The following is a 13,241-nucleotide window of genomic DNA, read 5'->3' as shown; positions in this document are numbered from 1 at the left end:
CCTCTACACACCAGACGAGTGCTGGAATTATCTCAGGCACGCCGGGTACGCGTCAGATTAAACGCTCGAAGCTCTAGAGCGTTTTCCGATCAGGCTGTGGATCGGCGTGGGGTTCTGAGAGCTATGCGGGGAAATGGGTGACGGTGTGATCAGGCGGCGTTCTGTGATGCGGCTTCGGTGACCTCGAGGCCGTCGCGGAATGTGACGCCGCGGATGATCTTGGGCAACTGCTTTTCGCCCTGGAGGCGACGCCAGGTTTTCGCGGCGGCGGTGATGAGCTTGAAGACCATCAGCTTGGCGGTGTCCTGCGACAGCGCCCCCTTGGTGCGGACGGTCCGGTGGCGGACGGTGGCGAAGACGCTCTCGATGGGATTGCTGGTCCGGATGTGCTCCCAATGCTCGGCCGGAAAGTCGTAGAAGGCGAGCAGCGCGTCGCGGTCCTTGGTCAGGCACTTGACCGCCTTGGCGTATTTGGTGGCGTACTTCTTCACGAAGACGTCCATGGCAACCTGCGCCGATTCGCGGTCCGGCGCCATCCAGATTTCCCGCAAGTCCTGCTTCATCGTCGGCTGCACCGTCTTGGCCACTTTGTTCAGGACGTTGGCGGTTTTGTGCACCCAGCAGCGCTGGTGGCGGGTGGTGGGGAAAATCTCCTCCAGCGCTTTCCAGAAGCCCAGTGCCCCATCGGCGATGGCGAGTTCCGGGGCGACGGTCAGGCCACGCGCCTGGGCGTCGACCAGCAGTTCACGCCAGCTCTGCGCGCTTTCGCGCACGCCGACCTGGAAGCCGACCAGTTCCTTGCGGCCCTCCGGGGTGGCGCCGATGATCACCAGCATGCACGCGGCCGCCGGTTCCAGGCCGGCCTGGAGGTAGACGCCGTCGGCCCAGAGGTAAACGCAGCGCCGCGCAGACAGATCGCGCTTTTGCCACCGCGCATAGTCGTCCGCCCATTCTTCCTTCAGCCTGCCGATCACCGAAGGCGACAGGTTCGGCGCGTCCTTGCCGAGCAAAGCGCTCAGCGCCTCCTGGAAGTCGCCGGTGGAGACGCCGCGCAGGTAAAGCACCGGCAGCAGGGCGTCCAGGCTCTTGGTCCGCCGCGCCCAGCGCGGCAGGATCGCCGAAGTGAAACGGATCCGCTCGCCATCCTCCTCGCCGCCCCGGTCGCGCACCTTGGCGCGCCGCATCGCGACCGGCCCGATGCCGGTCTGGATGCTCCGTTCCGGGCCATGGCCGTGCCGCACAACCCGGTCACGGCCGTCCGGCAACGTGAGGTGCATATTTCGGCGGAAAGCACCCAGCGGGAACGCGTTCTGCAAGCTTATGAGCGTCACGAAGGCAGCCCCGAGTTGCTGGCCCGGCGCTTCCAGATCAGCCGCGCCTGCGCGTAAAACTGGGTCCGGGCGGCGCGGCTGGAGGGGCGTCGGAGTGCCAAACCGCACGCGGGCGGCGTCCCGGCCCGGCTGGACGGTGATGGCCTGAGCGCGCTGCGCGCCTTGGTGCGGGACGACAACAATGCCACGCTGGTGCACTATCGCGAGCGGCTGGCGGCGCGCACCGGCATCACGCTGAGCCCGGCGGTGCTGTGCCGGACCTTGAAGCGCCTGGGCTTGGCGCGCAAAAAAAGACGCTGAGGGCCAGCGAGCAGGACCGCGCGGACATCGCCGCCGAGCGCGCCGCGTACCGGGACGCCCCGGTGCTGCACGATGCGGCACGCCTGGTCTTTCTCGACGAGACCGGGATCAACACCCAGATGACGCCCAGCCACGCCCGGGCACCGCGCGGTGAGCGGGCCTTGGGCTCGGTGCCGTGCGGGTCCTGGCATCGCGTCACGGTGCTCGGCGCCTTGAGCGCCGAGGGCAGGCTGGCGGCGATGAGCATCGAGGCCTCGACCTCCGCCGCCGTGTTTCTGGCCTTCGTCGAACAGGTGCTCCTGCCGGTGTTGCGCCGGGACAAGCCCGACGCCGTGGTCGTCATGGACAATCTGTCGGCTCACAAGCGCGCCGACGTCCTGGCCACCTTCGAGGCCGCTGGCGTGGCCGTCTGCTTCCTGCCGCACTACTCGCCCGACCTCTCGCCCATCGAGCCGGGCTGGTCCAAGCTCAAAAGCATCTTGCGGACCAAAGAAGCCCGCACCGTCGATGCCCTCGACCGCGAACTCGGCCCGGCTCTCGACGCCATCACAGCCAAGGACGCCAAAGCGTGGTTCAAGCTCTGTGGATACCCGAATCTAAACTGATCCGAAATCCGCTCTAGGAACCATTTTATGATTCCAGCGAGACACTTTATGGTTCCAGATTTCTCAACAAAATCAATAAGTAACCTGTAAAATTTATGGTTCCTTGCAGAGCAACCGCTTTGCCGCCTTGGCATCGCGCCGGCTCTGTACCGGCACGTCGAGTACGAAGCCATTGCGGTCGACGACCCGCCAGAGATGCTTCTTGCCCGCGATGGTCAGGACGACTTCATCGCGGTGCCACTTGTCGCCGCGTTGGGGAGCACGCTGGCGCAACTGGTCAGCGAAGTCGCGGCCGAACTTCAAGCCCCACTGCCGCACCGTCTCGTAGCTGACGAGGATGCCGCGCGCTGCCAGCATCTCCTCGACCATCCGCAGGCTCAGGGGGAAGCGGAAGTATAGCCAGACCGCCGTCGCGGTGACCTCGGCGGGGTAACGGTAACCAGCATAGCGGCGGTCGGCGGGTGTCGTCATGCTGATCCATAACCCGCCTTCGCCGGCTCCGGCGATTTGTCCACCGCCAACTTGACGATGCCTGGAAGACATTCTTTGCCCGATCCAGACCAATCGTCATCAGCCGCTCCTGTAAGGTGGTTTCTTCGACGGAGCCAGCTTGACACCGTTTCCCGGTGAAAGGCCGTCCAAGACATCACCTCACCTCGGATCATACGGCCCGGCTGCCGGGCAGGACATGGTTGGCGAGCGCCGCCAACAGCGCCGAGGCACTGGCCGGACCACCCTGGATGCAGGCAACCTGATGGGCAAAGCCGGGGGCGAAGCGGATTGTGGGGGCCTCGGCACGGCCGCCAGTGCCGGAGCCTTGCGTTTGCTGCGCGTTTCCGTCCGGGGGAGTGCTGGTCTCGCCTCGCTCGCCATCCGGATTGCCGGCCTGACCGGCGTTGGGTGTGACGTTCGGTTCACTTGGTGGCGGGCTGTCGGGGCGATTGCTGCCTAGCCCCGTACCTTGGGCCGGCAGCCGCTGGTCAGGGGGGGCGCCGAACGGGCGGCTCGCTCCCATGCCAACACCGGTGCCCAGCCCCGTGACGAGGCCGGAGCCGGTCCCCAAGCCGCCGAAACCACTGCCAAAGCTGGCACCCGAGCCGGCGCCGCCCGACAGGCCGCTGGCGCTGCTGCTGGAATCGTCGCCGGGACGGCCGCCGAGGCTGCTCAGCGTGACCGCGCGGCCGGTGTCGCCGCTCGACGTGTCGCCGCCGAGGCTGCCCAGCGTCACCGAACGGCCGGTGTCGCCGCTCGACACGCCGCCGCCGAGGCTGCCCAGCGTCACCAAGCGGCCGGTGTCGCTGCCCGGCGACGCGGCATCGCCCGGCAGCGACGGCGCGCTGGACAGGCCGCCGCTCAAGCCGGACGACGTGGCGGTGTTGGTGGACGGGCCATTGCCGGAGATCGTCAGCGGTATGGAATTCGTTCCGGTGTTCGTCGCAACGGACGGCGTCACGGCCGTCACCGCGCTGACCACCGGGACCGTCACCGTCGCGACCCCGCTCTCGTTTCCGGCCGCGTCGCGGGCGGAAACGGTGATCGACCGGCTCGGCGCCATGCCGCCGAAAGCCGGATCCGCGACGGTCGAGCGCAGCCCGACCGCGCGTAGCGCCGCCTGATAGTCGGCGACCGACGCCACGCCCGACAGAACCACCCGGCCTCCGTCGCGGGTTGCCGCGATGCCGCCCGGCAACGCGCCGATCACCAGCTCGTCGCCGCCACGCGCGTCGGTCAGGGTGACGGTCACCCGATCCAGCGGACTGGCGTCGGACAGCGTCACTTCGGCGCCGATCGCCACGGTCGTCCCGCCACCCAGGCTGGTGGCCGAGAGTCCGGCGGCGATCACCGGCGCTTGGCCGTCCACCGTGACGACCAGCGTTCCGGACCATTGCGCGCCGCTGTTGCCGACCACGTCGGTCACCCCGACCTGGATGCGGTGCGTGCCGTCCGACAGGGCGGTGGCGAGCGTCAGGCTCCAGGCGCCGTTGGCGTCGGTCCGCGCGGTGCCGGCCACCGCGCCGTCGATGAAGAGGGTGACGGTGCCGTTCGGTTCCGCCGTGCCGGACAGCGTCGGCCGGGTCACGTTGGTCAGCGCGTCGCCCGGGGACGCCCCGCTGTCGGATCCGGCGGACAGCAGAGGCGTCGGCGGCGTGGCGGGGGGCGCGGTGCGGATGGTGATGGTCTGGTTCGCCGACCGGCCGGTGTTGCCGGCCCTGTCGGTCGCGATCGCCTGCACGCCGTGGTCGCCGTCGGCCAGGGCGTCGGCGACGGTGAAGATCCACACCCCGTCCCTCCCCGCCGTCGCCGTGCCGGCCGCCGCGCCGTCGATCAGCACGGTGACCGTGCCGTTCGGGTCCGCCATGCCGGTCAGCGTCGGCCGTGTCACGCTGATGACGCGGTCGGTCGTCGAAATCCCGTTGTCGGATCCGGCGGCGAGCGTCGGGATGGACAGCACCGGCGGCGTGGCGTCGATCGTCACCACCAGCGCCGACGAGGCCGGGCCGCTGTTGCCCGCCGCATCGGTCGCCGTCGTCGTGATCGTCCGCGCGCCCTCGGCAAGCGGCGTGGACAGGGTGAGGCTCCAGGCGCCGTTGGCGCCGGCCGTCGCCGTGCCGCGCGCGACCCCGTCGACCAGGACGGTGACGGTCGAGCCGGCCTCCGCCGTGCCGGTCAGGGTCGGCCGGGTGACGTTGGTCACGAGGTCGCTCGCCGAGGCCCCGCTGTCCGAGCCGGGCGCCAGCACCGGCGCCGAGGGCGCGGCGGGGGGGACCGTGTCGATCCGCACGCCCTGGGTGCCCGGCACGTTGGCCAGGGTCGCCGGAAGCGGGTTGCGGGCCGCGTCGGCGATGGTGGCGCCGTTCAGCGACAGCGCGCCGATGGCGATGCCGTCGGCATCGGTGTCGCCCGCCTGCACGACATAGTCGAAGCGCAGGACCGTGCCGGCGCTGCCCGCCGCGTTGTAGACCGCCTGGCGCGGCACCCCGCCGATGTCGAGCGCGATCGTCGGCGTGCCGCCGGCGACCGTCACCCTCTCGCTCACGCTCACGAAGACGCTCAGGGTCTTGCCGGTGCCGTAGATCCCGTCGTTCGGGACGGTGACGCCCACGACCTCCGGCGTCCTGGTGTCGATGACGATGTCCTTGCCGGCGCCCAGCGAGTTCGGGCCGCCCGGCAGGGTCAGCACCGCGCCGTTGCCGGCCGCGTCGGCGATCCCTCCCGCCAGCGCCCCGCTGCCCAGGGCGTCGAGGTCGGCGCTGGTGTCGCCGGCCTGCACCGTGTAGGTGAAGGTCAGCGTGCCGCCGCCCGAGCCGCCGCTGTAGACCGCCGTCCGTCCGGTGTCGAGCGCCAGCGTCGGCGTGCCCGTCACCGTCACCGCCTCGGAGAAGCTGACTTGGAGGGTGATGGTGTCGCCGGTGGTGTAGGCGCCGTTGGCGGTGGAGGAGGTCACCGCCGTCACCATCGGGGCGGCGCCGTCGATCCGCACGCCGCTCGTGGCGGCAACCCCGTTCAGCGTTGCCGTCGCGTTGTTGCCGGCCGTGTCCCTGACCGTGCCGCCGCCCAGCGCGGTGCCGAACGCGATGCCGTCGGTGTCCAGCGCGCCGCTGCCCACGGTGTAGCGGAAGGTCAGCGCCGTGCCGCCCGCGCCCGACAGGTAGGTCGCCTGCACCACTTGGCCATTGTCGAGCGTGATCGGCAGGGTCGGCACGCCGTCAACCGAGACCGTCTCGTTGAAGGTGACGACGAAGTCCATCGTCCGGCCGGCGCCGTAGGTGCCGTTGGCCGGCGCCGCAACCGAAACCACCGCCGGCCCGATGGTGTCGATGACGATGTTCCTGTTGGCCCCCAACGAATTGGCGGCCCCCGGCGGCGCCAGCGTCAGGACCGCCGCCAGCCCGCTGCCGCTGTCGTTGATCGTGCCGCCGTTCAGCGCCAGCGCAGAGGTCGAGAGATAGTCGAGGTCGGCCGAGCCGTCGCCCGCCTGCACGGTGTAGGTGAAGGTCAGCGTGGTCCCGCCCGAGCCGGAACCGTAGGCCGCCGTCCGGCCGTTGTTGCCGAGCGCCAGGGTCGGCGTGCCCGTCACCGTCACCGACCGGCTGAAGGTGACGGTGATCGCGACGGTGTCGCCCGCCCTGTAAGCGCCGTTGGCGGTCGTCGCCGACACCGACGACACGGTCGGGTTCACCACCGCGCTCAGCGTCACGTCGTTGCCGGTCCCGCCCGCGTAGCGGACGGTGTAGAGGTCGCCGCCCAACGTGGTGTCGGTGCCCTCGGCGATGCCGCCGAAGGTGGCGGGCGAGCCGCCGACCGTATCGGTGCTGTCGTTGTCGATGATCCGGAAGACCGTTCCATCGGTCGCCGTGTAGCCGTTGACCCGGCTGACCGTGAGGGAGCCGCCGTTCAGGCTGACGGTGCCGTTGACCGCCACCTGGTCGTAGTCGGTGCCGGCCACCCCCCCGCTGCCGCCGATTTCGATCGCCAGCCCGCCGTTGATCCGCAGGTTGCCGTTGATCGTCAGCGTGCCGATGCCGTTGTTGGTCCCCGCCACGCCCGGCGCCAGGGTCGCGCCATCGAGGATGGTCACCTGCTTGGAGCCGGAGGAGAAGACAGTGCCGGTGCCCCCCAGCGTCGCCCCCGACGCCACCGAGACGTTGCCGGAGGGGTCCAGCGTGCCGTTGACCAGCAGCGTCCCCGCCGACACGGTGGTGGTGCCGGCATAGCTGCCGGAGCCCGACAGGGCCAGCGTGCCGGCGCCCGTCTTGGTCAGCGAACCCGCCCCGGCGAGCCCGGCCCCGATCGTCACCGTTCCGCCGCTGTTGGTGACGGTCAGGGTGACCCCGGAATCGAGGGTGATGGTCCTGGTGCCGTCCTGGACGGTCCAGCCGCCGGCCGCGTCGGCGTTCACCGTCAGGCTCTCGCCAACCGTCAGGTTCCCGGCCAGGGTCATGGCGCCGGTGAAGCCGCTGCCCAGGACCAGCGTGTCGGCGCCGGACTGGGCGTTGGCGATCGCCACCGCCTCGGAGAAGCTGACCCCGTCGGTGGCGTCGATCGCGGTGCTGTCGGTCGTGCTGGTGACGTGGATGGTGGAGCTCGTCACCGTCACGTCGGCGCTGGTGCTGCCGCCGGATCCGTCGGTCAGGGCGAAGGCGATGGTCGCGTTGCCGGCCGGCGCGCTGTTGCCGTAGGTGACGCCCCGGACGACGCTGTTGACCAGGGCGGTGGTTGCGCTGCCGTTGAAGGCGATGGTCAGCGCGCCGCCGCTGTTCGTCACCGTGCCGATGGTGGTGGAGCCGCTCTTCAGGTCGCCGCTGTCGATGGTGATGCCGGACGCCCCGGTGAAGCCGAACACATCCGACGACCAGGCGCCGTTCGCCGTGCCGGCGGTGGCCGTGCGCTTCACGGTCAGCGTCGCGCCGTTCCAGTTGGCGCCGTCGTTCTCCGCATCGGCGGCGATGGCGGTGGCGTCCGCCAAGCCGCTCGCGGCACCGGCCAGCGTCACCGTGTTGCCGGTGCCGCCGGTGCCGGTGTTCAGGTCCAGCGTCGGCGTCGTGTTGCTGATCGTTGTGAAATCGAACAGGGTCTTGCCGGTCAGCCCCATCGTCGTGTTGTTGATCACATCGACGCGGCCCAGCGTGGCGCCGTCGCTGTCGAAAAAGGCGCCCTTGTCGATCTGTAGGTAGTACCGGGTGCTGGCGCTCAGCGTGACGCCCGGCGTGATGGTGATGGTGGAGCCGGAACCGACGCCGGAAACCTTGGCGGTGTCGGTGCCGGTGACGGCGCTTCCCACCAGGGTGCCGGTGCCGTATTCGCGGATGGAGATCTTGCCGGTTCCGGCCGACTGGATGCTCTTGTTGAAGGTGAGCGTGATGGTGGGCGTGGTGGCGGCGCCGGTCGGGTTGTCCGTGTTGCTGACCGTCACCCCGCCGATCACCACGGAGGTGAGCTGCGGCGGCGTCAGATCGTTGCGGAAGCTGCCCCTTCCGGCGGCCGACGTGGTGAGGTTGACGATGTCCAGGTCCCCGTCGCCGTCGATGTCGAACGCCGTCATGGAGTCGGCGTTGAAGTTGTTGGCCCCCGAGGGCGAGAAAACAATCGCGGAAAAGGGGTTCGCCGACGTGTCCAGACTGAAGGTGCCACCGCTGGCGCGGTAGAAATCGATGCCCGTGCCGGACGCGTTGCGAAACGCGATGTCGGTGTCGCCGTCGCCGTCGAAATCGCCGGCCACGAACTGGCCGCTGGTGGTCGCCACCGGAAGGCCGCCCGCGCTGACGATCGAGAAGACGCCGTTGTGGTTCAGCCAGATTCCCCGGCCCGGGTTGGCGGAGCCGGTCATGTTGATGACGTCGATGTCGCCGTCGCCGTCGACGTCGCCCGCGGCCATGAACCGCGCGTCGAAGTTGGCGGCCAGGGCGGCGAAGGTGACGGCGGAGAAGGGGTTGTTGCTGGCGTTGCTCGAGACCAGGGTGAAGGTGCCGCCGTCGTTGCGCCAGAAATTCACCCCGGTCGGCGCGCCGGTATTGTTGCGGACGATGACGTCGATGTCGCCGTCGCCGTCGAAGTCGCCGGCCAACGACTGGGTGTTGGCGGTGACCGTGGGCAGCGTCGGACTGTTGGTCGCGTAGGCGAAGATCCCGCTGTTGTTGAGCCAGATGCCCCGCGCGCTTCCCGACGCCATGTTGACGACGTCGATGTCGCCGTCGCCGTCGACGTCGGCCGCCAGCATGGAGAAGGGGGAGAAGTTGGCGGCGAGCACCGCGGAATTGGGCCCGCTCCAGGTGATGGCGGAAAAGGGGTTGCCGGAAACGGCGCCCGAGAATTTGGTGAAGACTCCGCCGCTGTTGCGCCAGAAATCCACGCCGGTGGGGCTGGCGGAGTTGTTGCGGAAGATGAAGTCGGTGTCGCCGTCGCCGTCGAAGTCGGCGGCGATGAAGGTTTTGGACGTCACGGTGCCCAGCGCCGAGACCGTGTTGGCGCTTCCGGTCAGCTGGGTGAAGGTCGCCGTCATCAGCGCGGTGTAGCGGTCCTGGGCCCGGGCGGTCAGCGCGACCGTCGATTCGATGGTTCCGGCCCGCGTTTCCAGCACCCAGTTGCCGCCGAGCGCGGCGGCGCCGGTGTTGTCGCTGGACGCCGCCACGTCGGCGCCGGTCGCCCTCGCCAGATCGATAACGAAGCCCTGGCCGTCGATGCCGGCGCCGGTGTTGCAGGCGTAGATCAGGAGGTCGCCGTGCTCGGTCAGCGCCCGGCCGATGATCGCCAGCTCCGCGCCGTGGGTTCGCAGCGTGTCGGCGTTGACGTCGACGGCCCCCAGGGCGAAGCGCCCGGCCGAGCCGTGGGCCATGATCTGGACGCTGTCGATGCCCGAGCGGCCCTCCAGATACTCGGCCATCTGCACCAGCCCGTCGCGCGACGGATCGAGCACCACCACCTCGACCCCCGGACGGGCGCCATCGACCAGCGTCTGGTAATCCGCGACGGTGGGATCGACGAACATCACCTCGTGGCGCCCGGCCCCGTCGGATGCGGACACGGTGGGGGGCGCCGTGGCGGGCACCATGTCCCCGACGGGCGGAGCGGCGGCGGGCGCGTCCGCCGCGCGGGCCGGAGCGGTGTCGGGAAGGGCCGCCGCCGCCGGAACCGCTTGCGCCAAGGCCTCCAGAAAGGCGGGGTCGGCGCCCGGTTGCGCATGATCCGCCTGGGGAAAGGGCACGTCCGGATGGGCGGCTGCCTCGCCCGTCGCCGCACCGGCGGCGTCGAACATGAAACGCGGTTCGAGAGCGATGATCCGATTGGAAACGGCCTTGCGTTTCGCCGGTTGGCCGGCACGCGAATGTTTCACCCGCCAACCCGTCAGATCACCCATGGCCGCTTTTTTCTTTCTGCAAACCTTGACTGTCCTTTTGACACGTTGACAGGGAGGAGACTAATAAATCTTTACTGAATTCAGCCATAAATAAAAAATGGTTATAGCGTATGATTGTTTTCTTGGATAATATTGTCAATTATTGCAACCTCATGGCTTGAGAAAGCGATGCCGTGAGGATTTTCTTGATTCGGAGTCTTTTTATCTCCTCATAAAATTTTAAGGTGCAGTGTATTGCGACAATATTCAATATTAGGTTGCTTGCTGCCTTTTTGTAAATATTCTATACGGAGAACTGCAACTCCCTTGGCCGCCGCCGCTCCTGAGCAGGTCTGCCGACAGGAAAAAGCCAAGCATCAGGAATAAGGATGCGGCGGCGGAGAAATATTAGCGCTAAGATTGTGTTAACTTTTATTTATTATTGTTCTCCTGAACAGCATTCACTCCACTACCGACACACCCTTAGGCAATGGCCAGCATGAGCAATGCCGAAACTCGTCTGTTCCGGACGCCCCTCTCCTTGGAACAGGCGCTCGTCCAGGTCGACGGTCTGCTGGCGGCGGGGCGCTGGAGCGATGCTCGCCAGCACTGCTCGGCGATCCTGAGCCTGTGGCCGGACCAGCCCGACGCCCTGCTGCGCCTGTGCCGGATCGCCGGAAAGACCGATGGGCCGGCCGCCGCGCTCGACCGGATCCGGCGGATGGTGGCCGCGCAGCCCGGCCTGATGGACGTCTACGCCCATCTCGGCGCGGCCCTGAAAGGGCTCGAACGGACGGAGGACGCCGCCGCCGGCTACGCCCGCGCGATCGCGATCGCCCCGGTGGACTCCGCGGAAATCCATTACAACCTGGGCAACCTGCTGCGGACCACGGGCCGGCCGGCGGAGGCGGCGGCCCGCTACCGTCAGGCCATCGCCCTGCGGCCCGATTTTCCGGAGGCTTGGTTCAACCAGGGCGTCGCCCTGCGATCCCTTGACCGGCTCGAGGATGCGGCAGTAGCCTACCGCAACGCCATCGCCCTGCGCCCGGACCATTCCAAGGCTCGGATCAACCTCGCCAACACCCTGGTCAAGCTCGACCGCCACGCGGACGCCGTTCCCCATTACGAGGCCGCGCTCGCCCTGGGAATGGACGAGGCCGCCCATCACGGCGCCCTGGCGGGCGCCCTGGAAACGCTGGGGCGGAGGCGGGAGGCGGAGGCCGCTCTCCGGCGGGGCCTGCTCCGTTGGCCGGAGACCACGGAATTCCACGGCCTGCTGGGCCGGATCCTGTCTTCCCAAGGGCGGATGATCGAGGCCGAGGCCTGCTACCTCAGGCTCGCCAACCAGCCGTCCTGCCCCCCCGACATCCTCATCAGCCTGTGCGGCGTCGACAGCGCCCGGGGCGATCCCGACCGATCCAGGGCATGGTGCGAGCGCGCCCTGGAGGTCGATCCGGATTCCGAGGTCGCCATGCGCAACCTCCTGCTCAACCTTGCCTACCAGTCCCACGATCCCGCAATGGTCTTCGCGGAGCACCGGCGGCATGGGGACCGCTTCGCCCGCCCCCACCACGCCGAGGCCAAACCGCACGGCAACCTCCCCGATCCGAACCGCCGGCTGCGCATCGGCTACCTGTCCTATGATTTCCGCAATCACGCCGTCGCACGCAACCTGCTGCCGGTGCTGTCGGCCCATGACCACCGCGCGGTCGAGGTCTTCTGCTACGCCTGTTCCACGATTTCGGACAGCATCACCGCAAGCTTCCAGCACCACGCCGACCACTGGCGCCCGGTGGCCGACATCAGCGACGACGCCATCGCCGACCGCATCCGGGCCGACGGCATCGACATTCTGGTGAGCCTGGCCGGCCGCTTCGACGGCAACCGGCCGCTGGTCTGCGCCCGCCGCCCGGCGCCGGTCCAGATCAGCTTCCACGACGTCGCCACCAGCGGCATGGAGGTGATGGACTATCTCGTCGCCGATGCCGCCCTCTGCCCACGGGACAGCGCCGAGCGCTTCACGGAACGCATCCTCCGCCTGCCGAGCTTCTACATCACCACGCCGCTGCGCCACGCGCCGGACCCCATGCCGCCGCCGATGGCGGTCACGGGGGCGCCGACCTTCGGCTCCTTCAACAACCCGGCCAAGGTGACGGGGGAGGTCCTCGACCTCTGGGCGCGGCTGCTCGACCGTCTGCCGACGGCGCGGCTGGTTCTGAAATACCTCGACCGGTACGAGAGTCCGGACCTGCGCGACCGCACCCTGTCGCGGCTGGCCGCCGCCGGCGTCGACACCCGCCGGGTCCAATTGATGGCCTCGGTCGACCGGATGGTGTCGCACTTGGCGCTCTACGACCGCATCGACGTCGCGCTCGACCCCTTCCCCTTCTGCGGTTCGACGACGACCTTCGAGGCGCTGTGGATGGGGGTGCCGGTGGTGACGCTGCCGCGCGGCACCATGGTCAGCCGCTGGTCGGCCGCCATGCTGAAGACCTTGGAGATGACCGACCTGATCGCGGGCGACAAGGACGAGTATGTGGCGATCGCCGCCCGGCTGGCCGCCGACCTGCCACGGCTGTCGGCGATGCGGTCGGGGTTGCGGGCGCAGGTCAGGGCCTCCCCCCTGTGCGACGGGCCGCTCAAGGCCCGCCAGATGGAACGCCTCTACCGAGCCGTCTGGCGGCGCTGGTGCGCCGCCCGGGGTTCCTGATTCCTGGCCATGCGAACCGGCATTATCAGCTTGTCGCCCCAGTTGCCGGGGCCGGCAGTGCGGGGTATGGGACGGCATGACGACGCGCCCCGATCATCGCGACGGCGGTCTGGCGGTATTTCCGCTTTCCGCTCAGCCTGTGGACGGTTGAGGATCTGCTGGCGGCGCGGGGGATCACGGTAAGCTACGAGACGGTGCGCCAATGGGCCTGGAAATTTGGGCCTGAGATCGCCAACCGGTTGCGACGCCGGGCGCCGTGCCGGGGCGGCAAGTGGCACCTCGACGAGTTCGTCCTAACCATCGGCGGCCGCAAACATTACCTCTGACGGGTTGTAGATCAGGACGGCCTCGCTCTCGACGCGCTGGTTCAGAGCCGGCGCAACACTAGAGCTTCGAGCGTTTAATCTGACGCGTACCCGGCGTGCCTGAGATAATTCCAGCACTCGTCTGGTGTGTAGAGG

4 protein-coding genes and 1 pseudogene are annotated in these 13,241 nt (G+C 68.7%); 2 read left to right on the top strand and 3 right to left on the bottom strand.

Annotation, left to right across the window (positions count from 1 at the left end; all coding sequences use genetic code 11):
• Positions 1-149: 149 nt before the first annotated feature.
• Complete coding sequence (locus tag EJ913_RS30840) at positions 150-1,439, bottom strand: IS256 family transposase (RefSeq protein WP_244939568.1); 1,290 nt, start codon at positions 1,437-1,439, stop codon at positions 150-152.
• 143 nt (positions 1,440-1,582) lie between these two features.
• Here EJ913_RS30840 and EJ913_RS30835 point away from each other — a divergent pair, with 143 nt between their 5' ends.
• Positions 1,583-2,236, top strand: coding sequence for an IS630 family transposase (locus EJ913_RS30835; RefSeq protein WP_127005163.1), 654 nt, complete (start codon positions 1,583-1,585; stop codon positions 2,234-2,236).
• Positions 2,237-2,338: 102 nt separating this feature from the next.
• Here the strand turns inward: EJ913_RS30835 and EJ913_RS30830 are convergent.
• A pseudogene (locus EJ913_RS30830) lies at positions 2,339-2,707 on the bottom strand (IS6 family transposase); the annotation flags it as partial.
• A 190-nt stretch (positions 2,708-2,897) separates the two neighbouring features.
• Positions 2,898-9,989 carry an Ig-like domain-containing protein gene (locus tag EJ913_RS30825; RefSeq protein WP_185910032.1) on the bottom strand — a complete coding sequence of 2,364 codons (7,092 nt, stop codon included), beginning with the start codon at positions 9,987-9,989 and terminating at the stop codon, positions 2,898-2,900.
• 622 nt (positions 9,990-10,611) lie between these two features.
• Here EJ913_RS30825 and EJ913_RS30800 point away from each other — a divergent pair.
• Positions 10,612-12,780 carry an O-linked N-acetylglucosamine transferase, SPINDLY family protein gene (locus EJ913_RS30800; RefSeq protein WP_185910031.1) on the top strand — a complete coding sequence of 723 codons (2,169 nt, stop codon included), beginning with the start codon at positions 10,612-10,614 and terminating at the stop codon, positions 12,778-12,780.
• The last annotated feature ends 461 nt before the right edge of the window (positions 12,781-13,241 follow it).

This window comes from Azospirillum doebereinerae (assembly GCF_003989665.1).
Classification (GTDB): domain Bacteria; phylum Pseudomonadota; class Alphaproteobacteria; order Azospirillales; family Azospirillaceae; genus Azospirillum; species Azospirillum doebereinerae.
The sequence above is the reverse complement of the archived record's forward strand: the minus strand, read 5'-3'. Positions and strand labels throughout refer to the sequence as shown.